This is a genomic window from Advenella sp. S44, from assembly GCF_002810445.1.
Lineage (GTDB): Bacteria > Pseudomonadota > Gammaproteobacteria > Burkholderiales > Burkholderiaceae_B > Advenella.
In genome coordinates, this window is sequence record NZ_NEXS01000001.1 from 252,130 (window position 1) to 274,835 (window position 22,706).

Annotated in this window: 26 protein-coding genes; 18 read left to right on the forward strand and 8 right to left on the reverse strand. The window is 57.8% G+C overall.

Translation table 11 applies throughout. The annotated features are described in order from the left end of the window. Positions 1 to 19 precede the first annotated feature (19 nt). Complete coding sequence (locus CAP48_RS01165) at positions 20 to 1,390, forward strand: MmgE/PrpD family protein (RefSeq protein WP_369806310.1); 1,371 nt, start codon at positions 20 to 22, stop codon at positions 1,388 to 1,390. Positions 1,391 to 1,435: 45 nt separating this feature from the next. On the opposite strand, the gene CAP48_RS01170 is transcribed toward CAP48_RS01165, so the two are convergent. Next, the gene (locus tag CAP48_RS01170; protein ID WP_100694190.1) at positions 1,436 to 2,395 is read right to left on the reverse strand and encodes a GlxA family transcriptional regulator; all 960 of its coding nucleotides are present in this window, start codon (positions 2,393 to 2,395) and stop codon (positions 1,436 to 1,438) included. Positions 2,396 to 2,593: 198 nt separating this feature from the next. Between CAP48_RS01170 and CAP48_RS01175 the strand changes: the two genes are divergently transcribed. Then, positions 2,594 to 3,046 (forward strand): VOC family protein, encoded by a 453-nt coding sequence (locus CAP48_RS01175; protein WP_242444281.1) that lies wholly within the window; start codon positions 2,594 to 2,596, stop codon positions 3,044 to 3,046. Positions 3,047 to 3,212: 166 nt separating this feature from the next. Here the strand turns inward: CAP48_RS01175 and CAP48_RS01180 are convergent, their stop codons facing one another. After that, positions 3,213 to 3,512 (reverse strand): DUF1289 domain-containing protein, encoded by a 300-nt coding sequence (locus CAP48_RS01180; protein WP_242444282.1) that lies wholly within the window; start codon positions 3,510 to 3,512, stop codon positions 3,213 to 3,215. Positions 3,513 to 3,545: 33 nt separating this feature from the next. Continuing rightward, positions 3,546 to 4,919, reverse strand: coding sequence for a lyase family protein (locus tag CAP48_RS01185; protein WP_100694191.1), 1,374 nt, complete (start codon positions 4,917 to 4,919; stop codon positions 3,546 to 3,548). Positions 4,920 to 5,119: 200 nt separating this feature from the next. Here CAP48_RS01185 and CAP48_RS01190 point away from each other — a divergent pair, with 200 nt between their 5' ends. After that, positions 5,120 to 5,752 carry a glutathione S-transferase family protein gene (locus CAP48_RS01190; protein ID WP_100694192.1) on the forward strand — a complete coding sequence of 211 codons (633 nt, stop codon included), beginning with the start codon at positions 5,120 to 5,122 and terminating at the stop codon, positions 5,750 to 5,752. A gap of 30 nt (positions 5,753 to 5,782) precedes the next feature. On the opposite strand, the gene CAP48_RS01195 is transcribed toward CAP48_RS01190, so the two are convergent. Beyond that, a complete protein-coding gene (locus CAP48_RS01195; RefSeq protein WP_100694686.1) occupies positions 5,783 to 6,694 on the reverse strand; it encodes a DMT family transporter in 912 nt (303 codons plus the stop codon). Between the two features lie 128 nt (positions 6,695 to 6,822). Here CAP48_RS01195 and CAP48_RS01200 point away from each other — a divergent pair, with 128 nt between their 5' ends. Further along, on the forward strand, positions 6,823 to 7,383 hold the full coding sequence (locus CAP48_RS01200) for a DNA-3-methyladenine glycosylase I (RefSeq protein WP_100694193.1): 561 nt from the start codon (positions 6,823 to 6,825) through the stop codon (positions 7,381 to 7,383). A gap of 197 nt (positions 7,384 to 7,580) precedes the next feature. On the opposite strand, the gene CAP48_RS01205 is transcribed toward CAP48_RS01200, so the two are convergent. Next, positions 7,581 to 8,045 (reverse strand): PACE efflux transporter, encoded by a 465-nt coding sequence (locus CAP48_RS01205; protein ID WP_100694194.1) that lies wholly within the window; start codon positions 8,043 to 8,045, stop codon positions 7,581 to 7,583. Further along, positions 8,042 to 8,989, reverse strand: coding sequence for an arginase (rocF, locus tag CAP48_RS01210; protein WP_100694195.1), 948 nt, complete (start codon positions 8,987 to 8,989; stop codon positions 8,042 to 8,044). Before rocF ends, CAP48_RS01205 begins: the two co-directional genes overlap by 4 nt. Positions 8,990 to 9,290: 301 nt before the next feature. Between rocF and CAP48_RS01215 the strand changes: the two genes are divergently transcribed. Continuing rightward, positions 9,291 to 10,061 carry an SDR family oxidoreductase gene (locus tag CAP48_RS01215; protein ID WP_100694196.1) on the forward strand — a complete coding sequence of 257 codons (771 nt, stop codon included), beginning with the start codon at positions 9,291 to 9,293 and terminating at the stop codon, positions 10,059 to 10,061. An 82-nt stretch (positions 10,062 to 10,143) separates the two neighbouring features. Here the strand turns inward: CAP48_RS01215 and CAP48_RS01220 are convergent, their stop codons facing one another. Then, positions 10,144 to 10,878: a GntR family transcriptional regulator gene (locus tag CAP48_RS01220; RefSeq protein WP_100694197.1), complete on the reverse strand. Its 735-nt coding sequence runs from the start codon at positions 10,876 to 10,878 to the stop codon at positions 10,144 to 10,146. 100 nt (positions 10,879 to 10,978) lie between these two features. Here CAP48_RS01220 and CAP48_RS01225 point away from each other — a divergent pair, with 100 nt between their 5' ends. From CAP48_RS01225 to CAP48_RS01240, 4 genes are all read left to right on the forward strand, one after another. Beyond that, the gene (locus tag CAP48_RS01225; protein ID WP_100694198.1) at positions 10,979 to 12,184 is read left to right on the forward strand and encodes an ABC transporter substrate-binding protein; all 1,206 of its coding nucleotides are present in this window, start codon (positions 10,979 to 10,981) and stop codon (positions 12,182 to 12,184) included. Positions 12,185 to 12,297: 113 nt separating this feature from the next. Further along, positions 12,298 to 13,281: a 3-hydroxyacyl-CoA dehydrogenase gene (locus CAP48_RS01230; RefSeq protein ID WP_242444283.1), complete on the forward strand. Its 984-nt coding sequence runs from the start codon at positions 12,298 to 12,300 to the stop codon at positions 13,279 to 13,281. Positions 13,282 to 13,404: 123 nt separating this feature from the next. Next, positions 13,405 to 14,346: a 3-keto-5-aminohexanoate cleavage protein gene (locus CAP48_RS01235; RefSeq protein ID WP_100694200.1), complete on the forward strand. Its 942-nt coding sequence runs from the start codon at positions 13,405 to 13,407 to the stop codon at positions 14,344 to 14,346. Then, positions 14,333 to 15,118 (forward strand): SDR family NAD(P)-dependent oxidoreductase, encoded by a 786-nt coding sequence (locus tag CAP48_RS01240; RefSeq protein WP_100694201.1) that lies wholly within the window; start codon positions 14,333 to 14,335, stop codon positions 15,116 to 15,118. The genes CAP48_RS01235 and CAP48_RS01240 overlap by 14 nt, the downstream gene beginning before the upstream one ends. Positions 15,119 to 15,362: 244 nt before the next feature. Here the strand turns inward: CAP48_RS01240 and CAP48_RS01245 are convergent, their stop codons facing one another. Next, positions 15,363 to 15,716 (reverse strand): excinuclease ABC subunit A, encoded by a 354-nt coding sequence (locus tag CAP48_RS01245; protein ID WP_242444284.1) that lies wholly within the window; start codon positions 15,714 to 15,716, stop codon positions 15,363 to 15,365. Between the two features lie 376 nt (positions 15,717 to 16,092). Here CAP48_RS01245 and CAP48_RS01250 point away from each other — a divergent pair, with 376 nt between their 5' ends. The 9 genes from CAP48_RS01250 to CAP48_RS01290 all read left to right on the forward strand — a co-directional run bounded on the left by CAP48_RS01250 (position 16,093) and on the right by CAP48_RS01290 (position 22,699). After that, on the forward strand, positions 16,093 to 16,839 hold the full coding sequence (locus CAP48_RS01250; RefSeq protein ID WP_100694202.1) for a beta-ketoacyl synthase chain length factor: 747 nt from the start codon (positions 16,093 to 16,095) through the stop codon (positions 16,837 to 16,839). Continuing rightward, positions 16,836 to 17,612, forward strand: a complete 777-nt coding sequence (locus CAP48_RS01255) for a 1-acyl-sn-glycerol-3-phosphate acyltransferase (RefSeq protein ID WP_100694203.1) — start codon at positions 16,836 to 16,838, stop codon at positions 17,610 to 17,612. Before CAP48_RS01250 ends, CAP48_RS01255 begins: the two co-directional genes overlap by 4 nt. After that, a complete protein-coding gene (locus CAP48_RS01260; RefSeq protein WP_100694204.1) occupies positions 17,609 to 17,881 on the forward strand; it encodes a phosphopantetheine-binding protein in 273 nt (90 codons plus the stop codon). The genes CAP48_RS01255 and CAP48_RS01260 overlap by 4 nt, the downstream gene beginning before the upstream one ends. 8 nt (positions 17,882 to 17,889) lie before the next feature. After that, on the forward strand, positions 17,890 to 18,141 hold the full coding sequence (locus tag CAP48_RS01265; RefSeq protein WP_100694205.1) for an acyl carrier protein: 252 nt from the start codon (positions 17,890 to 17,892) through the stop codon (positions 18,139 to 18,141). Between the two features lie 13 nt (positions 18,142 to 18,154). After that, on the forward strand, positions 18,155 to 18,727 hold the full coding sequence (locus tag CAP48_RS01270) for a hypothetical protein (protein ID WP_197707220.1): 573 nt from the start codon (positions 18,155 to 18,157) through the stop codon (positions 18,725 to 18,727). Continuing rightward, the gene (locus CAP48_RS01275) at positions 18,724 to 20,526 is read left to right on the forward strand and encodes an AMP-binding protein (RefSeq protein WP_100694206.1); all 1,803 of its coding nucleotides are present in this window, start codon (positions 18,724 to 18,726) and stop codon (positions 20,524 to 20,526) included. Before CAP48_RS01270 ends, CAP48_RS01275 begins: the two co-directional genes overlap by 4 nt. A 79-nt stretch (positions 20,527 to 20,605) precedes the next feature. Continuing rightward, a complete protein-coding gene (locus CAP48_RS01280; RefSeq protein WP_100694207.1) occupies positions 20,606 to 21,349 on the forward strand; it encodes a glycosyltransferase family 2 protein in 744 nt (247 codons plus the stop codon). Next, positions 21,346 to 22,272 carry a glycosyl transferase family 2 gene (locus CAP48_RS01285; RefSeq protein WP_100694208.1) on the forward strand — a complete coding sequence of 309 codons (927 nt, stop codon included), beginning with the start codon at positions 21,346 to 21,348 and terminating at the stop codon, positions 22,270 to 22,272. The genes CAP48_RS01280 and CAP48_RS01285 overlap by 4 nt, the downstream gene beginning before the upstream one ends. Continuing rightward, a complete protein-coding gene (locus CAP48_RS01290) occupies positions 22,265 to 22,699 on the forward strand; it encodes a thioesterase family protein (protein ID WP_100694209.1) in 435 nt (144 codons plus the stop codon). Before CAP48_RS01285 ends, CAP48_RS01290 begins: the two co-directional genes overlap by 8 nt. The last annotated feature ends 7 nt before the right edge of the window (positions 22,700 to 22,706 follow it).

Sequence of the window (22,706 nt, forward strand, 5' to 3'; positions counted from 1 at the left end):
CTGATTATTACCCGCTATTTTGTCCAGGAAGCCTGTTATGACGCAAACACCCAGCGCCACTCTTGCCGAGTTTACCGCCACGCTCAGCTATGACACGATCCCTGAAGCGGTCATTGCCCGCTGTGAGGATTTTCTGTTAGATACCTTCGGCTCCATGGTGGCCGGTTATCCGGCGCGACCGGTCAAATCCATCCGCGATTTTGCTCTGGCCATGGGTCCGGCCCGGGGCAGCGCGCAAATTATCGGCTCTGCGCAAACCACCTCACCGCTGTTTGCTGCCCTGGTCAACGGCGCGGCCGCGCATATGGTGGAACAGGACGACGTGCATAATGGCTCGGTATTTCATCCGGCGGCTGTGGTGTTCCCGGCAGCGCTGGCCGTCGCCCAGGATATCGGGGCCTCTGGCAAAGACCTGCTGACCGCTTGCGTGGCGGGCTACGAAGCCGGTATCCGGGTGGGCGAGTTTCTTGGCCGTTCCCACTATCGCATTTTTCACACAACCGGTACGGCCGGCACCATTGCCGCTGCCGTGGCTGCGGCTCGCCTGATGTCGCTCTCGCCTGCGCAAATGCTCGATGCCATCGGCTCGGCGGGCACCCAGGCCGCCGGCTTGTGGGAATTTTTGCGTACCGCTGCCGACTCCAAGCAACTGCATACTGCCAAGGCGGCAGCCAATGGACTGACTGCAGCCTGGCTGGCGCGCGATGGCTTTACTGGCGCGCGGCAAATTCTGGAAGGGGCTCAGGGCATGGGCGCGGGTATGTCCAGCGATGCCGATCCTGCCCGCCTGACCGACAGGTTGGGCTCACGCTGGGCACTGGCCGAAACGTCGTTCAAATATCACGCTTCCTGCCGCCATACGCATCCTGCCGCCGATGCGCTGGCCCGTGTCATGCAAGATCACGGGCTGGCCGCTTCCGATATCAGCCGTGTAATAACCCATGTCCATCAGGGCGCCATCGACGTGCTGGGCACAGTCACTCGTCCCGAGACCGTACACCAGTCCAAATTCTCCATGGGTACAGTGCTGGCGCTGATTGCGCTGCGCCAGCGTGCCGGCATGCCGGATTTCGATGCGGCCCTGAACGATCAGGCGGTTGCGCAGTTTCGTGACCGTGTCACCATGGAACTGGACGAAGAAGTCGATACCGCTTACCCGCAACGCTGGATCGGCAAGGTGTCGGTGATCACGCAGGACGGACGAACCCTGCAGGGCCGGGTCGACGAACCGAAAGGCGATCCGGGCAATACCCTGTCACGAGAGGAAATTCATCAGAAAGTGCTTGGCCTGGCGCAATACGGCAATTGCCTTTCCGACAGTCAGGTTCAGTCGGGCATGCGGGCGATCGAAAACATCCGCAAGATGCCGCGCGTTCAAGCTATTTACTAAACCGGGCGGCCTGGCGGCCCGACACAATATTGTGCCGCCCGTCTGCTATTGATACCGCTCGCGATAGGCCAGCGGCGACAAGCCGCTGTATTTGCGGAAGGTATCGCGAAATGCCTTTGCGTCGTTGTAGCCTACGCCGTACATCACGTCTGAAATAGTACTGGAGGTCATTTCAAGTTGCCGTTTGGCCGCTTCCACCCTGATCCGCTGTTGATACTCCAGTACAGACTGGCCGGTGGCCTTGCGAAAGCGCCGCTCCAGCGTGCGTCGCCCCATGGCAAAAGAATGACAAAGCTGTTGAACCGTTACTTTTTCAGAGTAGTGCCGCTCCAGGAACGACTGCACCGGCATAATGGTGGGATCGCCATGCGCCTTCCAGCCATTAAAAATAGAAAATGGCAACTGTGAATGACGTTCGTAATCCAGCTGGAATACCTTGGCGCAATAGATGGCAGTGGCCCGATCCGAATGCATTTCGATCAGGTGCAGAATCAGGCGGCTGGCCGAAATCGCGCCGCCACTGGTAAATACACCTCCATCAAAATCCATGGTTTTGTCGGCATTCCAGCGCACCCGAGGAAATGCCTGCTGCATGGCCTCCAGTGCCTGCCAGTGCGTCACCGCCCGCAATCCGTCAAGAATACCCGCTGCGGCCAGCAGGGCGCTGCCCATACACAAGCTGGCTACCGGCGCACCTTGTGCAAATTGGGCGGCGATCCAGCCGATCAGGGCGGCGTTATCGCTTAACGCTGCCGGCGATGGTGTGGTTGGCGGCACAATGTATAAATCCGCTTGCGGGATATCCGGCAGCAAATGGTCAGGATGAATCGTGTAATGACCGTTGCCAGCCCGTATCTCGCTTTTCGCCCCGGCCAGCGACACCGTAAATGGCGTGGGCAGGTTGTGCTGCTTGCGGTAGCTGCAGGCTTCGGCAAGTCCCAGCCTGGCCTGTTCCAGCCCGGCAAGATTGACACCTTCGGGTACAAGAAAAACAATATGCTTCATGGCTCGCTCCGCTTGCGGATTTCCGGCAGCGAACGCAACCGGACACGGGCACACTATACGGCAGAATGATGTCGCAAACAACCCGTGCAATTGCCGTTATTTGCACTTTCCACGAACTACGCTCCCCTCTATAGTGTCAGCATGTCAATAGCGGCGCTACTGAAGACGCCCACCCCAATAATCCGACTGGAGTTCACAGTGAATACAGACAACCCCACCCTGCTTTACGTCAATCTGCCGGTCGCCTCCATTGAAGCGACCAAAGCCTTTTTCTCGGGACTTGGCTTTACCTTCAACGCCATGTTCTGCGGTGAAGACACGCTATGCATGCAAATCAGCCCGATGGCAAGTGTGATGTTTCTTCAGCAAAAGCGTTTTTCCGACTTCACACCCAAGCCGATTGCCGATGCGCACAACAGCAGCGAAGTGCTGCTGTGCATCAGTCGCGGTTCCAGAGAACAGGTGGATGAGCTGACCAACCGTGCCCTGTCGCTTGGCGCGACCGAAGTGCGCGAACCTCAGGAGCACGGCTTCATGTACGGCCGCAGCGTGAACGACCTGGATGGCCATATCTGGGAAATCATGTGGATGGATATGGCGCAGTTTCCAGGCAATGATGCCGCGGCAAAGACCGACAATACAGCCGCCTAGCGCTACCGTATGCGTTTTGTCAGTTCGTCATCTAGTTTGATTGAAGTCGCTGCGGCCATGTTCGACCTCCGGTAGCAAAAGGCAATACCGCTAGCTACTTTCACTTTTCTCACCTCTGCCGGGCATCAGCCTTGGGTATGACAGGAAAAATTCTAGCGCGCATCGGTCAGGTGCCTGGCAGGCGCGGTTCGTCGTCTTCGATATCGGTCTGGCTGTCTGCGGCCTGACCGGTGACGGCCTGCGCTCTTGCCGCCAGTGTTTCCAGAATCAGCTTGTGCCTGCGCTGGGTACACAGGCGCAGTACTTCACGTTTGCGGGTGTCGGAAAAAGTCTGCCATTGAAAACGCTCTTCCCGGTTGCGCAGACAGCCCCGGCAAAGGCCGCGGCTGTTGACCTCGCATATCCCCCGGCAGGGGCTGGGAATGTCGAAAAACTCGAGCTGTTCCATGAATAATTCAGACTGCATTGTGGTCAGTCATAGTCATAAGCGTCATTGCGTTTACAACCCGCCCTCGGTCAGTTTTTTCGGATCCAGCAGCTTGCGCAATTGCGCCTCGGTCAGATCGGTGTTTTCGGTGGCCACGTCGATCACCGGCCGCTTTTCCTTGTAAGCCTGTTTGGCAATTTCAGCAGCCTTCAGATAGCCCACCACCGGATTGAGCGCAGTGACCAGGATCGGGTTCCTGTCCAGCGCTTCCTGCAGGCGTGCTTCATTCACCTTGAAGCTGGCAATGGCCTTGTCCGCCAGCAGACGCGAGACATTGGCCAGCAGCTCAATACTGTTGAGCAGGTTATGCGCAATCATGGGCAGCATCACATTCAATTCGAAATTGCCCGACTGCCCGCCCACGGTAATGGCTGCATCGTTACCGATCACCTGTGCCGCCACCATGGCCGTGGCTTCCGGAATTACCGGATTGACCTTGCCCGGCATGATCGAAGAGCCCGGCTGCAATGCCTCCAGTTCAATTTCGGCCAGTCCCGCCAGTGGTCCCGAGTTCATCCAGCGCAAATCATTGGCGATTTTCATCAGGGAAACTGCGGTGGTCTTAAGCTGTCCTGAGAGCGCCACGGCAATATCCTGCGAACCGATGTGGGCAAAAAAATTGTCGGCCGGGGCAAAGCGCACACCCGTCACCGTACTGATCTGGCGCGCAAATTCCTTGGCAAAGCGTGGGTGGGCGTTGATGCCGGTGCCCACAGCGGTGCCGCCCTGAGCCAGCGTCTGCAGCAACGGCTGCTGCGCCTTGAGCATCTGGATGTTCTGTTCGACCTGCACGGCCCAGCCTTCGAGCGACTGGCTCATCCGCACGGGCATGGCGTCCATCAAATGGGTCCTGCCGGTTTTCACATAGCGATCAACGGCGCGCGCTTTCTTGCGAATCACTTTGGCCAGATGTGTGAGCGCCGGCAAAAGCTCCTTGTGCAGTTGTACGGCAGCGCTGATATGAATCGTGCCCGGAATCATGTCGTTACTGCTTTGTCCGTAGTTGACGTGATCGTTAGCGCTGACCGGCTCGCCATAGAGTTTGGAAGCCAGTGTCGCCAGCACCTCGTTGGCGTTCATATTGGTGCTGGTTCCCGATCCGGTCTGGTAGATATCAATGGGGAAATGAACCATGAAATCGCCTTCGAGCAGCGTATCCACAGACGTCACAATGGCCTGGCCCATTTCGGGCGGGATCTGTTTGAGTTTGACATTGGCTTTTGCCGCAGCCGCCTTGGCCAGCAGCAGAGAACGGATAAAGGCCGCAGGCAGGCGCTGCCCGCTGATCGGGAAATTATTGATGGCGCGCTGGGTTTGAGCGCCATAGAGCGCCTGCGCGGGGACCTGCAATTGGCCCATGCTGTCTTTCTCGATCCGTGTTTTCATTGCTTAACCTCGTCAGTTCAAAATATGAAATCCTGCGATGCGGCGTCCTGGCCCGCGACCCCATTATAAGCACCGGCTGGCGGCGCAGGAAAGCAAAGCCCGGCATCGCCCGGATTTGCACAATCACGCAGCTGCGCTCTATGATAGGTGCGAATCGCCCCATTTTTCCACATCCCCCTTTTTCCTGTAAGGATTCGACCATGTCCGCCAGCCGCCTGACTTTTTATTCCAACCCCCAGTCCCGTGCCGCCGTTATTCACTGGATGCTTGAAGAGCTGGGCGAACCCTATGAGACCGTCTATCTGAACTACCAGGGCGACATGAAAACGCCAGAGTACCTGGCAATCAACCCCATGGGCAAGGTACCTGCCATTGTGCATGATGGCCATGTCGTCACCGAAGGCGCCGCCATCTGCGCGTTCCTGGCCGACCAGTACCCACAGAAAAACCTGGCGCCCGCGATCGACAGCCCCATGCGCGGCACTTATTACCGCTGGCTGTTTTTTGCTGCCGGCCCGCTGGAAGAAGCGGTGACCATGAAATCCCTGGACATGCCGATACCGGCCGATAAAAGCGCGATGCTGGGCTTTGGCACGCTTGAACGCACGGTAGATGTCCTGGAGCAGGCAATATCGAGCACCACCTGGATCTGTGGCGAGCAGTTCACCGCCGCCGACGTATATGTGGGTTCAGCCATCCGCTTTTACATGCAATTCGGTGTACTGCAGGGCCGGCCTGCGTTCAAGGCTTATGTGGACCGCCTGACACAACGTGCGGCCTATCAGCGCAGCGTGAAAATCATGGAACAGGCCACCGCCCAATTACAGCGCTAAATTAACGATAACTGCGGACGGGGGTGTCCGTCAGGGCAGCGCTGCCGGCGGTCGCCGCCGCAGTCGCACCTTCATTTCGCTGACCGCTACGCTCACGATAATCAGTATGGCGCCGAAAAGCGCCAGCGCCGAATGACGCTCATCGGCAAATACGCGTCCGATAATACCGGCCCATACTGGTTCGCCCGCATAGATGACCGTCGCGCGCGTTGCAGAAATATGGTTTTGGGCCCAGTTCATGGTGATCTGGATTACCGCACTGGCCAGACCTAAAACCAGGATGCTGATAATCAGCACCGGCGAAGTCAGCGCAGGCATGTTTTCTCCACGCATCGCCCCCGTCAGGCCCGCCATCAGCGCGGCAGTGGCCAGTTGCACGATGGTGACCCGCCGCAAATCCACGGTGCCCGCAAACCGGCTAATCAGTATGACTTCCACGGCAATCGCAATGGCGCTCAATACCGTCAGCCATTCGCCCGTACCGGCCCCGCCCTCCATGCTTTGCGGATTGGCCAGCAATACCAGCCCGGTAAACGCCAAGCCTGCGCCCACCCAGTTCATAAACGTGGGTGGGCGCCTCAGGAACAGCCATTGCATCAGCGGCACCAGCGGCACATACAGCGCAGTAATAAACGCCGACTTGCTGCTGGCAATGGTTTGCAGGCCGACCGTCTGAAAGCTGTAACCCAGGAAAATACACAACCCGATCAGCATGCCCGCTCGCACTTCCAGCGCGGTCAGGCCGCGCAGGATACGCAGCGAACACAGCATCATGGCCAGCGCGGCACAGCCAAAGCGCATGCAGACAAACAGGAACGGATCACTGTGCGCCAGCGCATTTTGTACGATCAGAAAAGTGGCGCCCCAGAAAACCGTGATGACGACAAGTGCGATCTCGTAGCGGTTAAACCCAAGCATAGTGCGGGTGTCAGGAAGGCTCATGTTGAGGGTCTGTCGCAAGCCGGGCGATGGCCGAGCGCTGCAGTTTATCCAGGAGGTAAAATAATGCAGAATGGTAGCAGACCATCGCGGTTTGCCGCTCCCCTTTTTTTGCTTCATCAGGAAACATCATGAGCTACTGTGTGTTCGTTGCCCAATTGCCTCCCCAGACCGCTTCTGCCCATAAACAGTATCACGATGAGCGCTACGGCTTTCCTGTAGATGATGATAACGAGTTGTTCGGTCGTCTGGTGCTGGAAATCAATCAGGCGGGGCTGTCGTGGTCGACCATTCTGAACAAGGAAGCCGGCTTTCTTAAAGCCTATGACAATTTCCATATTGACGTTGTCGCGGCCTACGCGGATGCCGACCGCGAGCGCCTGCTCAGTGACGCTGGCATTATCCGCAACCGGCTCAAGATAGATGCAGCGATTCACAACGCCCGGGTCGTGCAGTCACTGCAAAAGGAGCATGGCTCCTTCCGAGCCTGGCTGCAACGGCATCACCCCATGAGCAAGGACGAATGGGTACGCCTTTTTCGCAAAACATTCAAGTTTACCGGCGGCGAAATTGTGGGGTCTTTTCTGATGAGTATCGGTTATTTGCCTGGCGCACACGACGAGAATTGCCCCATCTATCATCGCGCCCTCAAAGCCGGCGCCGTGTGGCAGCAGGCTCCAATGGCAAAATAACAGCCGGCCGGCGTGCATGCATGCCAATGAACCCTGCCAGACAAGCGGGCAAGAGGCGCATTCAGTCTGAGGTAACTGCATGACGGCAACCGTCTGTCCCCCGGCCGGAGCGCAGCACCGGCGCCCTCCGATTGCGAGGCAAATCGGGTACGCCGCAAGCTATCCCGGCGCCGGCCGCAAATCCTTGTAGCGCCGCCTCAGCATTCCTGCACGGGCCGCCCCCAGTAACGGCTGCGCAGTGTGTCGTAGACCAGATTGTAGATATACGCGTACGGCAGATAGAACAAAATCAGTCCAATATCCAGCACCAGCGCTTCCCATAAGCCGATGCTCAGCCACCACATCACAAACGGAATTGCCATGAACAACAAACCCAGCTCGAAACCGAAGCTGTGCCAGATGCGCATGATCAGCGTCTTGCTTTTGCCGGTGGCCGTCAGGAAGCGATCAAATAAGGCGTTGTAAACCATGTTCCAGATCAGCGCCATAATGGCGATGACCACCGTCACGACGCCCATGTCGGTCATGGAATGCCCCGACAAAATGGCGGCCAGCGGTGCCGACAGCCCAATGGCCAGAACTTCAAAGATTAAGGCGTGCAGGAATCGTTCAAGAATCGTCTTGTTCTTTTCCTGGCTTGTCTGGGTTTGCTGCATTGTCATTCGCTAGTTCGGGTTTTCGGTTTTGGGCGCACCAGCGTGCTTTCTCCGAACAGGCTGCGTACCAGGTCCAGCGCCACCTCAGCGGTCTGGTTGCGTACGTCCAGCGCGGGATTTAACTCCACGATATCGAGCGAAGCCATGCATTCGGTATCAGCAATCATTTCCATGCACAGCTGCGCTTCGCGATAATTGGGGCCGCCACGCACCGTTGTGCCAACCCCTGGCGCAATATCCGGGTCCAGGAAGTCGACATCAAAGCTGACATGCAGGTGCGTATTTTCGTCCAGGCCGTGCAAGGCCTGTTCCATGGTATGACGCATGCCATATTCGTCAATAAAGCGCATGTCATACACTTCGATGCCTTGCTGGTGAATGAAGGTTTTTTCACCTGTGTCGACACTGCGGATACCGATTTGGCGCAGCATGTCGGCCTGCAACGCAGGCACCTGTCCCGCCATTTCAACCAGTTCGCGCGGCCCATGTCCGAACAGGCAGGCAACGGGCATGCCATGAATATTGCCACTCGGGGTCAGGTCAGCCGTATTGAAATCAGTATGAGCGTCCAGCCACAAAACCCGCAGCCTGCGTCCTTGCTCGCGGCAATAGCGCGACACGGCGGAAATCGAGCCCACGCCCAGGCAATGATCGCCCCCCAGCATGATGGGAAACCGTCCTTCGGCCAATTGCGCATAAAGTGCATCGTGAGCCAGCTGGTTCCAGGCGATCACCTGTTCCAGATGCCGGTAGCCGTCTAGCGGCGGCTGCCACGGGTTGGGCGGCCCGTTCAGGTTACCGCAATCTCGCACCTCGATACCCAGTTGCTCCAATGTTTGGGTGATACCGGCAACGCGGATGGCCTCGGGCCCCATGCTGGAGCCGCGGTGGCCCGCACCGACATCGGTCGGCACGCCGACCAGGCTGACTTGCTTGCGTATGTCCTGCACTTGACTGTTTCTCCTGAAGATTGCACTGGCGCCGCGACGGTTCACTGGCCTGACAGCTGCAACCCTCTGATCGGGCGTTTAAGACTCACGGCTATTGTAACCGCAAAAGGCGTCAAAACCGAGACGCGCTTTTGACCGGGCCGCCTTGCCCGATACCGGCTCTCAAGCATGGTCACCGACGGATCCGCACAACGCTGAACCATCATTTACGCACCTATTCTGTGATCACACTTTAATCTTTTCATTGCGCCAGTTATGATACTTGTCAGCAAATGACGATTATCACAACCAGGAGAGACAAATGGACTTGCAGGGACGACGAGTATTGATTACGGCCGGCGGCGGCGGAATCGGGCTGGCCATGGCGCATGTTTTCAGCAAGGCAGGTGCATCGGTGTTCGTCACCGACATCAATGAGTCTGCACTCAGAATATTGAAGTCGGAACTGCCGCAAGTGCATGCTGTCACTGCAGATGCGGGCACCGAAGCGGATGTCGTGCGTAGTGTGAAGCAGGCTGTTGAGGCGCTCGGTGGCCTGGATATTTTGATCAACAATGCCGGGATTGCCGGTCCTACCGGCCCGGTAGAGGACATTACCCTGGCCGAATGGGAAAACACGCTGCGCATCAACATCACGGGCCAGTTTCTTTACGTGCAGAATGCCCTGCCGCACCTGCGCAAGGGAACCCACCCGGCCATCGTCAATTTGTCATCGGCGGCGGGCCGCCTCGGCTTTGCGGGACGCACGCCCTATTCGGCGTCAAAATGGGCGGTCATTGGCTTTACGCGGTCGCTGGCCAATGAACTGGGGCCCGACGGCATTCGCGTCAATGCCATTTGTCCGGGCGCGGTAGACGGCCCGCGCATTCAGCAGGTCATCAGCGCCAAAGCCAAAATGCTGGGCAAACCCCATGCCGAGGTAGAAGATACATACAAGGCCCAGTCAGCCATGCACACCATGGTCACTGCGCAAGATATCGCCAATCAGGCGCTGTTCGTGTGCAGCGACCTGGCTCTCAATATTTCCGGGCAGGCCCTGGCCGTGGATGGTCATACGGAAAAGCTATTCTGAGGCCCGCCTGTCAGACCGGGCGCGGGCGGGTAGCGCTGGCCTCTTGCGCTGCCCGCCCGTGTTACGCGTGCCGACACATCGCTTACTTTCCTGAATCGGCCGCCCTGGCCACGGCGCGGCGCTCTGGCGGCTGAAACAGGCTGGGCGTGCGTGTTGTCATGTACTCAAACGCTTCGCGGATGTCGGCGACCACGGCCCGCCGGGCGGCGGCGGCATCACCCTGCTGCAGTGCCTCGATCATGGCCCGATGATGCGCAACGGCAACCTGTTCCCGGGTACGGGGCGAACCCTGGCGCAGATCGTAGTTCAGAATCGGGCCGATGCGCAGCCACAAACTCTCGACCATCAGCAACAGCACCGGCATGGCGGCTGCCTCGTAGATGGCAAAATGAAACTGCTGGTTCAGGCTGACCAGCTGCTGCGTATCGGCCAGCGGTTTGGCCATTTCCTGCGACAGCCTCGCATTGATCCGGCTGATCTCTGTCAGTAGCCCCTCACTGGCGTTGCGGGCCGCTTCGGCAACCGCCATCCCTTCAATTTCAAAACGGATGCGCGTAATTTCCGTAAAGGTTTCTACACTCAATACCGGCACCCGCACCGAGCGGTTCGGCGTCACCTCCAGCGCATGGTCGGCCACCAGCCTGGAAAAGGCATCGCGCACCGGCATCATGCTCACGCCCAGCGCCTCGGCCGTTTTACGGATCGAGAGCTGTTCTCCGGGCATGACTCGGCCGCTCCACAGCATCTGTTTGATCTGGGCCAGAACGGATGCACTGAGTGTTTGTCGGCTGGAGCCCGCTTCGCTATCTTTTTTCATGTAAGGGTAATTACCAAGGTTTTTTCTGTGATCACAGTTGTTATAGTTGACTTATACCAACTACAACATACTTCTGCAACCGCAGTGTATAGGAGACAGGATGAAATCAACAACAGTACTGCTTGCCGGATGCTGCGCGCTGGCTGTCGCCCCGCTGGCCCAGGGCGCCGATGCCATATCTGACAAGGAAATCCGGATCGGCTTTATTACCGATATGTCGGGCGTGTATGCCGATACCGATGGCCCTGGCGGTACCGTGGCTATACAGATGGCGATCGACGAGGCCGGCGGCGCCATCAATGGCAACAAGATCACGCTTGTGACAGCCGATCATCAGAACCGGGCGGATCTGGCCGCCTCCAAGGCACGCGCCTGGATCGACCAGAATAAAATCGACGTCATTATCGGCGGCACCAATTCGGCCACCACACTGGCCATCGCCACCGTGGCGGCCGAAAAGCATGTCCCGTTAATTTCCGTGGGTGCCGGCGCCACGGCCATCACCAACGAATACTGCACGCCTTATACGGTGCACTATGCCTACAATACCCGGGCAACAGCCTACGGCGTCGCATCGGCCGTGCTCAAGCAGGGCGGCAAGGACTGGTTCTTTATTACAGCCGACTATGCGTTCGGACACGCGTTGCAACAAACGGCGTCCGAGGTGGTCAGTCAGTCTGGCGGCAAAGTGATGGGCAGCGTCAAAGTGCCTTTGAGCACGGCCGACTTCTCGTCATACATGCTGCAGGCCCAATCGTCGGGCGCCAAAATCTTGGGCCTGGCTAATTCGGGCAATGACTTTATCTCGGCGGTCAAGGCAGCCAACGACTTCGGCGTGACCGAGAGCATGCGGCTGGCCGGCCTGCAAGTATACATCAGCGACATTCATGCGCTGGGACTGGAGCCGACCCAAGGTATGTACCGTACCGCTCCCTGGTACTGGGATCAGGACGAAGACTCCCGGACCTGGTCGCAGGCCTTCATGAAAAAGCACGGCGCCATGCCTACCTTCAACCAGGGCGGGGACTATTCGGCCGTCAAAACGTATCTGAAGGCCGTGTCCGCCAGCGGCACCGACGACGGCAAGAGCGTCATGGACTGGTTCAGGTCGAACCCGATATCAGACTTCTATATCAAGAACGGCAAAATGCGCGCCAACGGCCTGCTGGTGCATGACATGTTCCTGTACGAAGTAAAAAAGCCGTCAGAGTCCAAAGGGGAGTGGGATTACTTCAAGGTGTCGGCCACCATTCCTGGCGAGCAAGCCTACGGCCCCGAGTCTGAAGCTTCGTCGTGCAAGCTTTGAGACAGGCCCGTGATCGCTGCCGTCAGTAGCGTCAAAGCTGCGCCCGGCATTTATCTCGGGAGCGTGCCCCTGATTTTATCCCCCGCCCCATGTCTTTCGGGAACCCTGTTATTGTGAATGCAACTTTTCTACCTTCAGTCAGTATTATCGGCACCGGCCTGATCGGCCAGGCCTGGGCGGTGGTCTTTGCCCGCGCCGGCTGCGCCACCACGATCTGGGACGGCAATGCCGACGCTGCCCGGCAGGCTGTGGCATTGATTGACCAACAGATGCAGACGCTGGCGCATTATGGCCTGGTCGACGATGTTCCCGGCGCCATGGCGCGCATCCAGGTCGCAGACAGTCTTGAAGCGGCGGTCGCCCAAGCTGACTATGTGCAGGAAAATCTGCCTGAAGTACTGGAGATCAAGCTGGATGTTTTTGCCCGGCTTGATGCGGCCGCCCCGCCACAAGCGATTCTGGCCAGTTCCACCTCGGGTTTTCCGGCGTCGGCCTTTACCGAAGGCCTGCCCGGTCGTGAGCGCTGCCTGGTTGCCCATCCGGTCAACCCACCGTCGCTGATTCCGGTAGTGGAACTGTGCGGCGCCCGGTGGACCAGCGAGCAAACGCTCAAGCGCGCGCGCGATATCATGAATGTGGTAAAACAGAAGCCGGTCACTGTACGTGCCGAAATCGACGGATTCATTCTGAACCGCTTGCAAGGGGCGCTGCTGCGCGAAGCCTTCAGGCTGGTGGAACAGGGGTATGTCTCGGTACAAGATCTGGATACGACGGTCAGTGACGGCCTGGGTCTGCGCTGGTCGTTCATGGGACCGTTCGAGACCATTGACCTGAACGCCCCCCAGGGTATCAGTGACTACGCCCATCGCTATGGCCCCTTATATCAGGCCTTGGCCAAAACCCAAGTCGATACCGGCGCCTGGTCTGGCGAGCTGATAGACAGCGTCACCACGGCAAGACGGGCTGATCTTCCAGAAAGCGAGCTGGCCGCGCGCCGTGCCTGGCGCGACCAGCGGCTGATGGCACTGGCCGCCCACAAGCGACAGCATGCCAACAACAACACGCAAGACAAGGATAAAGAGAAGGACAAAAACTAAGACAATATCAAGGATACGCAGGATGCCAACAGCGCGAACTCTGATCGTTTACCACCCTGAACCGCTTGCACCTGCGTACATCGCCTGCACGGCCACTTATTTTCTGAACTTGGACAACACGTTATGAGCACAAGCAAAAAGCCGCATAAAGTCATTATCACCTGCGCCGTCACCGGCGCGATCCACACCCCCAGCATGTCGGCCCATCTGCCGGTCACCGCCGACCAGATCGCCGATGACGCCATCGCCGCCGCCAAAGCGGGCGCAGCCATTCTGCATTTGCACGCGCGCAATCCCAAAGACGGCCGCCCCACGCAAGACCCGGAATTTTTCAAGCCTTTTCTGGCCCGCATCAAAGCGGAGACTGACGCCGTCGTCAATATCACCACAGGCGGCAGTCCGCATATGACGGTGCAAGAGCGCATGCGTCCGGCCACCACCTTCAAGCCCGAGCTGGCGTCCCTTAACATGGGTTCCATGAATTTTGGCCTCTACACCATGCTGGATCGCTTCAAGCAATTCGAGCACGAATGGGAGCGCGAACATCTGGAGAAAAGCCGCGACCTGGTATTCAAAAACACGTTCCAGGATATTGAAACCATTCTGCGCCTGGGCAATGAGAACGGCACGCGTTTTGAATTCGAGTGCTATGACATCAGCCACCTGTATAACCTGGCTCACTTCATGGACCGCGGTCTGGTCAAGTCACCGCCCTTCATCCAGTCTGTATTCGGCCTGCTGGGCGGCATCGGCCCGCATCCCGAAGACTTGATGCATATGCGACGTACCGCCGACCGCCTGTTCGGACAGGACTACCAGTGGTCCATTCTGGGCGCAGGTCGCAATCAGATTCCGCTGGCCACCATGGGCGCAAGCATGGGATCCAATGTACGCGTGGGCCTGGAAGACTCCCTGTGGATCGGACCGAAACGCCTGGCCGAATCCAACGCCGATCAGGTATCACAAATACGCCAGGTGCTCGAAGGGCTGAATCTGCAGATTGCCAGCCCCGACGAGGCACGCGAGATCCTGCAGTTGAAAGGAGCCGCCAATGTCGACTTCTGAGGACAACCATCACACGCGATTTTCGCTGGCCGGCCAGACCGCGCTGGTCACCGGCTCCAGCCGGGGCATCGGTCTGGCCACTGCGCGCGCGCTGGCCGAACAGGGCGCCAAAGTTATTATCAATGGCAGAACTGCCGCGACCGTGTCGCAGGCCGCGCAAACCTTGCGACAGGCTGGTCTGGATATTGTTGAGGCGCCGTTCGATGCAGCCGATATCGAACAGTCTGTCGCCACCGTTGACCGCCTCATACATGAGCATGGCCCGATTCAGATTTTCATGGCGAACGCCGCCATGCAACACCGGGAAAGCCTGCTGACTTTCCCCCAGGAAAAATTTGAAGAGGTGCTATGGCTCAACCTGACTGCGCAATGGGCACTAGGCCGCCATCTGGCCGCTCATATGACACAGCAACAATATGGTCGCGTGATTGTGACCGGATCGGTGACGGCGCTGCAGGGACGCAAGAACATCACTGCCTATACCGTGGCCAAAGCCGGCCTGCATGCGTTGGCCCGCCAATGGGCCGTGGAACTGAGCCCACACAATATCACCGTCAATGCGGTCGCTCCCGGCTACATTGCCACGGAGTTTAACGATGCGCTGCAAACTGATGACCGCTTCAATCAGTGGCTGTTTGACCGTGTCCCCCAGAAAAAATGGGGCAGCCCTGACGATATTGCCAATGCCGTCTGCTATCTGGCTTCACGCGAAGCCTCGTTTATCACCGGCCAGACACTGGCCGTGGACGGCGGGTTTACCATTGCGCTGTAGACATTGATACCGGGGCGGTGGCGGCCCATCGTCGCCACCGTCGCGCCTGCGAAGCGTCAAATTGCAACATCAACGGGAAGTCAGCTCAGAATTGAACTCGATCAGCGCAAACGCTGGCGACGCGCCTGGCCTGTCCATTACCCCGAAGACGGCATGCCCGCAATTTAGCGAACAATATCACCCTTGAGCGCGACGCCCGTCACGAAAGCCCCCGCATGACATTCGTAATTTTCCGTGCTGGCATTCACATTTTTTTGTAATAACTGACGATATTGCTCACGCCTGTGCCGCCCAGTTCGCTGGCCCGCTGTTGCAGTTGTTTATACGCCGACAGAAATGCCCAGATGCACGCTTTTTCGTCTGTTCCCTTGCCCACCCGACTGGTTTTCTTGTTGGTTACGGCATCGGCCTGGATGATTTTTCCCGGTCCCTTGCGTCCGAAAGTCATTTTGATGGAAGGGTCGACAATGCCTGCCGCCTCGGGGGTGGCAAGCGCCTGGGCGATCGACAGATCATAGCGCGTGTCGCGGGCATGCGCCTGCGTACTCGCCACTGCCAGCAGGCCGGTCAAACATGCGGTTAAAATTTTACCTGGCATTGCATTTCTCCTGAGCAAAATATTAGAAACCACTACACTGCCGTCAGGCAGGATATGACAACGGCGCCTGGGCTTGACACGATCTGAATTCAACTGCGACATGTATGTGCTGTACAGGTCCGCAAGCTGGCAAATGTGTACTATATTTCTGTAACCCGGCAGAACCGGAAACAGGGATACGTTAACCGCCAAAGGGGGTTGTCCCGGTGCCCGATGCAGCCAGCGTGCCCGTTTGCACAGGCACAGACTGCTATCGGATAACGCCATACCTGCCGTTATTCGTTTTTACACAAAAATATGCTAACTATTGTCACAACCAGAAACATATTACAATGATTTTTCTAACTGCCGACATTCTGGGAAATCCTGACTGCACATGTTCGCCTTTGACTTGACTATCTCCGAACAACACGCCTTCGCGCCAGGGCTGTCTACGGCTTCGCAATGGGCGAACTGGCTGCAGGCTGGCAACGCGCAGGCCAGGGAACATATGCGCGCGCAGCAGGAACAGGCGCCACCGGCACTCGATTTGCTGCCGGCCATGCAGCGCCGTCGGCTCAGTGCGCTTTCCCGGCTGGTCTTTGCCGCCGCCTGGCCCATCCTGGAAAAAAATCCCCAATGTCCCTTGGTATTTTCTTCAAGCAATGGCGAAATCAATCGCAGTTTTCAACTTCTGATCGAACTGGCCAAAGGCAACGGTGTTTCTCCCACGTCTTTTGGACTGTCGGTACACAATGCCATTGCCGGACAACTGGCTATCCATCATGGCAATTATGCCGAGCAGTCTGCCATCAGTGCCCACAGCAACGGCCTGGAAAACGCCATGCTCGACGCCTGGCTCATGTTGCAGGACGGTGCCGAAAAAGTATTAGTGCTTTATGCCAGCGACCCGCTAGATACCCAGTATGAGGTTGACATTGAGCGGGGGCCTTTCCCGCTGGCCTGTGCGCTTCTGGTGCATAAAGGCTCAGACTGGCGCATCAGCTGCGACAACTCGAGCAGCGCGCCGCTTAATGCCGACGGCAGCGCGGGGGTATGCGCGCGTTTGCTGGCCGGGCATTCGCAATGGGCAACACCGGCGGCTGACCGACCGGCCCGCTGGATATGGACGCGCCACACATGAACCGGTTTACCGCGGCCTTCTGGCATAAATGGCGCTTGCTGGTCATTGCCAGCGGCTATGTGGTTTTCGGTTTATTCGGCGTGGTCGTGAAAATCGTCCTGCTGCCCTATACCAGCGGCCTGCTAGACCCGTCCCTGCCGCAGAACCACAAGCGGACGCGCAGCATTATCCAGTTTCTGTGGCGGCAGTTCCTGCGCTACATCCGCCTGATGGGCGGTATCAATTATCGATTTGCCGGGCAGGATCGGCTGGGCCTGCCCGGCCAGCTCATTATCGCCAACCATCCCTCGCTGCTCGACGTGGTTTTCATGCGGGGGTATGCCCGGCAGTCCAATTGCATCGTCAAGCAAAGTCTGCTGGACAATCCCTTTTTAAATAGCGCCATCCGCGCTTGTGGTTTCATTCCCAACGATGGCTCGGCCGAAGTGATTGACCGTGCCGTTGCCGCATTGCAAGGCGGGCAGTCGGTTCTTGTATTTCCCGAGGGAACGCGTACCGGGGACGATAATGTCATCCGCTTTCATCGCGGCGCATGCGCCGTTGCTCTGCGCGGTGCTACTGTGATCACCCCTGTTATAATTCGGATGCGCCCCCGCTGTTTCAAACGGAATCAGCCGTGGTATCACATCCCGCATGAAAAAGTTAATTATGAATTCATCATCGGCGATGACATTGATCCGACCCAATGGAGGTCGGGAAAACCTATGCCCGTGGCAACCCGGCAACTGAATGCCTATCTACAGACTTATTTTGAACGAGAACTACAGAAATGACCACAGCGCTCAATCTGGAAATTAAAGAATTGATTATCTCCAGCCTTGGACTCGAAGATATCGGGCCGGACGATATCGAAGATGGCGCCCCGCTTTTTGGCGAAGGACTCGGCCTCGATTCGGTTGATGCCCTTGAACTGGGCCTGGCCCTCCAAAAACACTTCGGCATCCAGTTCAATACCAAGACTCAGAATTTACGTGACCATTTCAAGGACATTAATACGCTTGCTGCGTTTGTTAACGAACTGAAAAACAATCCACATCCCTGAGGGCTACCATGAATCCATCAGACCACATTTATCAGACGCTCAAGACAGCCTTGGTTGATCTGTTTGAAATTGACCCGGAACGTATTCGGCCTGATGCAGATCTGTACAACGACCTGAATATCGACAGTATCGATGCAATCGACCTGATCGACCATATAAAACGCGTCACCGGTCACAAGCTGATGGCAGAAGACTTCCGCAGCGTATGTACGGGGCAGGATGTCGTTGATGCCGTAAGCCGCAAGCTCACACCGGCATAAGGGGAGCCGGCTGGTGTCGTTTCGATTGCCGCGCGGCGTGCTGCGCCTGTTCAATCTGCTGGTCATATTAACGCTGGCAGCCTATCCGTTTCTTGTGTATTACAGCAAGGAACGGGTCGGCACCCTATGGGTTACCGGTGGCCTGCTGCTACTGTGGGGTATCAGAAGCCTGATCAGCCGGCAGCGCTGGCAACAATTTGTCGCACTGGCCCTGCTGCTGTGCGTGCTGCTGTTTCAACTGACCGACAGCCCCGATTTCCTGTACTTTTATCCGGTTGTCATCAATCTGGTGTTGCTGGCGGTGTTTGCCGGCAGCCTGTTCACCTCAATGAGCGTCGTCGAGCGGATCGCACGTAGCCAACAGCCCGATCTTCCGCAGTCCGCCGTACGATACACCCGGTCAGTCACCAAAGTCTGGATTGTCTTTTTTATTTTGAACGGCGGCACCACTTACCTGTTGTGGCAAGCAGGTTATTTCAAGGCCTGGTCGCTGTACACCGGCTTTATTTCCTATGTCCTGATGGCACTGCTGTTTGTCGGGGAATGGATTTACCGTAAGCGTTACAAACGGAAGCATCAGCCATGAGCGAGGCGACCGCAGGCATTGTCCTGCCTTTTCCCCATGCCGATTCGTTCATCGCCTTGCGGCCAGCCATGCAACGCGCCCGATTTGAAGCAATCATCAATCAACTGGTCGCCCAGTTGCAGGCCCGCGGCTGCACACATGCCGCCTTGTGGTTTGATGACAGCGCGCTATTTAGTTGCGCCCTGCTTGGCTGCTGGGCTGCCGGCGTTCGCGTATTGCTGGCGCCAGACCTGCTGGGCGATACCTGCAGCTGGGTCCAAACCGATGCGCAATTGTGGATCAGTGACCAGGCGCTGGCCCACGCCGCCATACCCGTCTTGCGTCTGGATGCCGTTGACGTTGCGGTAAGCGAGCCCGCTGCCCCGGCTGGCGCCCGGTCGGAAACTGACCGGCGCGAAGCGCTCGATACACCGCCGCGTGTATTCCGGGATCATGCACAGGGGTTATTTTTGCCGCTGCCCGCTAATGCCCAGGCCTTTTTGCGAACCTCTGGCTCCAGCGGCGTACCCCGTATCATCCGCAAGACATTCGGGCAGTTGCAGGCCGAGGCACTTACGCTGATCGACACCTGGTCCTTGCATGCCCTGCCTGCCACGCTCATCGCCAGCGTCGGTCACCAGCATATGTACGGGCTCACATTCCGGATCATGGTGCCGCTACATGCCGGCCTGACGCTGGACCGGATGCAGTCCCGTTACCCCGAAACGCTGGCCGAACAAACGCTCATGTACGATCAGTGCATCTGGATCACCAGCCCCGCTTTGTTGCAGCGGCTGCCCGACAGCCTGCCATGGCCGGCGCTGCTGCCGCGTCTGGCACGCGTTGTGTCTGCCGGCGGTGCACTGGCTGAGCAGACCCGCGCTACGCTGCTGCAACGGCATTGGCCGTTGCACGAAATTTACGGAAGTACGGAAACCGGCGTGATTGCGACCCGGCATGTACACCCATCCTGGACCCCGCTGCCGGGTGTTGCGCTGCAAACCGATACGCAGGACCGGCTTGCCGTGTCCTCGCCATGGACAGACGGTATTGAACAAACGGCCGATGTCATCAGTCGCAGCGACGAAAACAGCTTTACGCTGCTGGGCCGGGCCGACCGTATTCTGAAACTGGAAGACAAGCGGATTTCCCTGAACCGGATTGAACAGTCTGCCTTGTCCCATTCCTACGTCCGCGATATCCATTGCGCCCCGAGTCCGCTGGGCGGCCGACTATGTGCAATGGTAGAGCTGTCGCCAGCCGGTGTCCAGGCATTCCGCCAGCACGGGCGTCGCCATCTGATACTGGCCATATCCGATCTGTTACGCGAATCGATCGATACACTGGCCATTCCGCGGCACTGGCGTTTTCCGACAGTGCTGCCGCGCAATGCGCAATCGAAGATCACCCGGCAACAGGTTCACGATTGCTTCACCCAACCGCTGCGCAGTCCCCAATGGGACATTGACCATGCCGATTCAACCGCACAGTCGCTACAGGCACAAGCCTGCGTCCAATACGACCTGACTGCCACTGTTCCGATTGATTTGGTGTATTTTTCGGGGCATTTCCCCACTTTTCCGCTAGTGCCGGGGGTGGTGCAACTGGGCTGGGCATTGGAACAGGCCAGAGCGCGCAACTTGTGTCGCGGAGAACCGCAAGGAATTGAGAACCTGAAGTTCCAGCATTTTTTGCGTCCTGCCGATCCGTGCTCAATGACGTTAAAATGGGACAATGACAAACGCAAACTTTACTTTTCCATGCGTACCGGAGCGACCATGACGGCATCGGGACGCATTGCCTTTGCCGTTTCGGCCTGACGCCTTGCCCAGAGTTTCATTGCCTGCCATGACAATCCGGTTAACTGCCACTACAGACGTGCTACGGTAAATAATAACTATGAATCGCACCATTGCCCTGATTCCCTTCTACAACCACCCGGACACCATCGAATCGGTGGTGCAACAGCTGCGCCGTCATGATCTGCCGGTGCTCATCATCGACGATGGATCCGATGCGCCCTCACGGCAGGTGCTGGACACGCTCAAGAACTGGCAAGAAGTGCATATCCATCATAAGCCCGCTAACGGGGGCAAGGGCAGTGCCGTGAAGGTCGGTTTTGAACTGGCCGACGCAATGGGCTACTCCCACGCGCTACAGGTTGACGCCGACGGCCAGCATCATCTGGATGACGTGCCCGCCTTTCTGGACCAGTCCGAAAGGCATCCTGATGCGGCCATTTGCGGACGACCAGTCTATGGCGACGACATTCCGGCAGCCCGCCTGCACGGACGCAAGCTGAACCTGTTCTGGGTGCATCTGCAAACCCTGTCGCGCTCCATTCCGGATGCCCTTTGCGGCTTTCGGCTGTATCCGCTGGCAGCAGTCCGGTTCGTGCAAGATACGCCCTATCTGGGCAACTGGATGGACTTTGACCCCGAGATCCTGATGCACTTGTACTGGCGACAGACCCCGCTGCGCTGGATCCCGACCCGCGTCTCCTACGCTGCCGACGGAGTCTCGCACTACCGCATGGTGCGGGATAACCTGCTGATTTCCCGTATGCACGTGCGCAGCTGCCTGCACTTATTGCCGTTTCTGCCCTCACTGCTGCGGCGCGCCTTTGGCCGGAACAAACCATGAGCGAGCACTGGGCCAGCAAACAGGAACGCGGCAATCGCTTTATGCTCAGGCTGGTTGCGCGCCTGATCCGTTACTGTCCCATGTGGCTGTTAGGTGTGCTGTCGCGTATCGTCGTGCTGTACTTCTACCTCACCTCGCCGTCGGAGCGCCGCAATATCGCCGACTATCAGCGACATTTACGCAACTGGTCAGGCAGGCCGGACCTGTTACCTGGCTTTGCCCCGGTTTACCGGCAATTTCTGGCTTTCGGGCAGGCGCTGATTGACCGCTTTGCCGTCTGGCAGGGACGCCTGCGCTACGAACACATTGTCATTGACGACCCCGATTGTGTGCACAAGGAAATGCTCTATGCACAGGGCCGCGGCCAGATACTGATTTGTTCGCACCTGGGCAATACAGAAATCAGTCGTGCACTGGTGTCCCATCACAAGGGGCTGGTACTCAATATCCTGATTCACAGCAAGCATGCTCAGATGTACAACGAAGTCATGGCAGACCTGGGCGCCGACAATGACATTCGCCTGTTGCAGGTCACTGATCTGGATATCGATACCATGATGATGCTGCAGCAGCGCGTCGATAACGGCGAATGGATCGCCATCGCGGCAGATCGCGAACCGGTGCGCGGCGAAAAGGTGGTGCCGGTCTCATTCCTGGGCAATACCGTTTTGTTCCCGCAAGGCCCCTGGCTGATGGCCGGCTTGCTCAAGGCCAGCGTCAATACGCTGTTCTGCACGCGTCAGCGTGACCGCTATGCCCTGCACATCGAACGCATGAGCGATCGCATCCAGTGGTCTCGCCAGGATCGTGACCAGGTGATCGGCACATGGGTGCAGCGTTACGCCCAACGGCTGGAACAGGTCTGTGTCCGGGCACCCCTGCAATGGTTCAATTTCTATGATTTCTGGAAGCGCAATGACTAAGCATCCCGCCCTGAGTATTTGCGTGCCCATGACGATTCCGTTCTTCGATGTCGACGCGATGCATATTGTCTGGCATGGTCATTATGTGAAATACCTGGAAGTGGCGCGTTGCGCGCTGCTCGACAAACTGGGCTACAACTACGACACCATGCGCGAGGCCGGCTATGTCTGGCCGGTGGTGACCATGCAGCTCAAGTATGTGCGCCCCGCGGTATTTGGCCAGCAGGTGCTGGTGCGGGCCCATATACAGGAATGGCAATCACGCTTGCGTATTGCGTATGTCATAACTGATGCCGCCTCGGGCGAGCGCCTGACCCAGGCTGAAACTACCCAGGTGGCCGTGCTTCTGGAAAACCGTGAAATGCAGTTCGAAACCCCGCAGGACTGGCAGGACATGATCCGACGAACGCTGCAGTCCGAACTGTAAATTTTTA

Excerpts from the sequence above, each read along its gene's own strand:
- CAP48_RS01170 (WP_100694190.1), bottom strand. The coding sequence starts at position 2,395 with ATGAAGCATATTGTTTTTCTTGTACCCGAAGGTGTCAATCTTGCCGGG.
- CAP48_RS01180 (WP_242444282.1), bottom strand. The coding sequence starts at position 3,512 with ATGCAGTCTGAATTATTCATGGAACAGCTCGAGTTTTTCGACATTCCC.
- CAP48_RS01185 (WP_100694191.1), bottom strand. The coding sequence starts at position 4,919 with ATGAAAACACGGATCGAGAAAGACAGCATGGGCCAATTGCAGGTCCCC.
- CAP48_RS01190 (WP_100694192.1), top strand. The coding sequence starts at position 5,120 with ATGTCCGCCAGCCGCCTGACTTTTTATTCCAACCCCCAGTCCCGTGCC.
- CAP48_RS01195 (WP_100694686.1), bottom strand. The coding sequence starts at position 6,694 with ATGAGCCTTCCTGACACCCGCACTATGCTTGGGTTTAACCGCTACGAG.
- CAP48_RS01200 (WP_100694193.1), top strand. The coding sequence starts at position 6,823 with ATGAGCTACTGTGTGTTCGTTGCCCAATTGCCTCCCCAGACCGCTTCT.
- CAP48_RS01205 (WP_100694194.1), bottom strand. The coding sequence starts at position 8,045 with ATGACAATGCAGCAAACCCAGACAAGCCAGGAAAAGAACAAGACGATT.
- CAP48_RS01215 (WP_100694196.1), top strand. The coding sequence starts at position 9,291 with ATGGACTTGCAGGGACGACGAGTATTGATTACGGCCGGCGGCGGCGGA.
- CAP48_RS01220 (WP_100694197.1), bottom strand. The coding sequence starts at position 10,878 with ATGAAAAAAGATAGCGAAGCGGGCTCCAGCCGACAAACACTCAGTGCA.
- CAP48_RS01225 (WP_100694198.1), top strand. The coding sequence starts at position 10,979 with ATGAAATCAACAACAGTACTGCTTGCCGGATGCTGCGCGCTGGCTGTC.
- CAP48_RS01235 (WP_100694200.1), top strand. The coding sequence starts at position 13,405 with ATGAGCACAAGCAAAAAGCCGCATAAAGTCATTATCACCTGCGCCGTC.
- CAP48_RS01240 (WP_100694201.1), top strand. The coding sequence starts at position 14,333 with ATGTCGACTTCTGAGGACAACCATCACACGCGATTTTCGCTGGCCGGC.
- CAP48_RS01245 (WP_242444284.1), bottom strand. The coding sequence starts at position 15,716 with ATGCCAGGTAAAATTTTAACCGCATGTTTGACCGGCCTGCTGGCAGTG.
- CAP48_RS01250 (WP_100694202.1), top strand. The coding sequence starts at position 16,093 with ATGTTCGCCTTTGACTTGACTATCTCCGAACAACACGCCTTCGCGCCA.
- CAP48_RS01255 (WP_100694203.1), top strand. The coding sequence starts at position 16,836 with ATGAACCGGTTTACCGCGGCCTTCTGGCATAAATGGCGCTTGCTGGTC.
- CAP48_RS01260 (WP_100694204.1), top strand. The coding sequence starts at position 17,609 with ATGACCACAGCGCTCAATCTGGAAATTAAAGAATTGATTATCTCCAGC.
- CAP48_RS01265 (WP_100694205.1), top strand. The coding sequence starts at position 17,890 with ATGAATCCATCAGACCACATTTATCAGACGCTCAAGACAGCCTTGGTT.
- CAP48_RS01275 (WP_100694206.1), top strand. The coding sequence starts at position 18,724 with ATGAGCGAGGCGACCGCAGGCATTGTCCTGCCTTTTCCCCATGCCGAT.
- CAP48_RS01280 (WP_100694207.1), top strand. The coding sequence starts at position 20,606 with ATGAATCGCACCATTGCCCTGATTCCCTTCTACAACCACCCGGACACC.
- CAP48_RS01285 (WP_100694208.1), top strand. The coding sequence starts at position 21,346 with ATGAGCGAGCACTGGGCCAGCAAACAGGAACGCGGCAATCGCTTTATG.
- CAP48_RS01290 (WP_100694209.1), top strand. The coding sequence starts at position 22,265 with ATGACTAAGCATCCCGCCCTGAGTATTTGCGTGCCCATGACGATTCCG.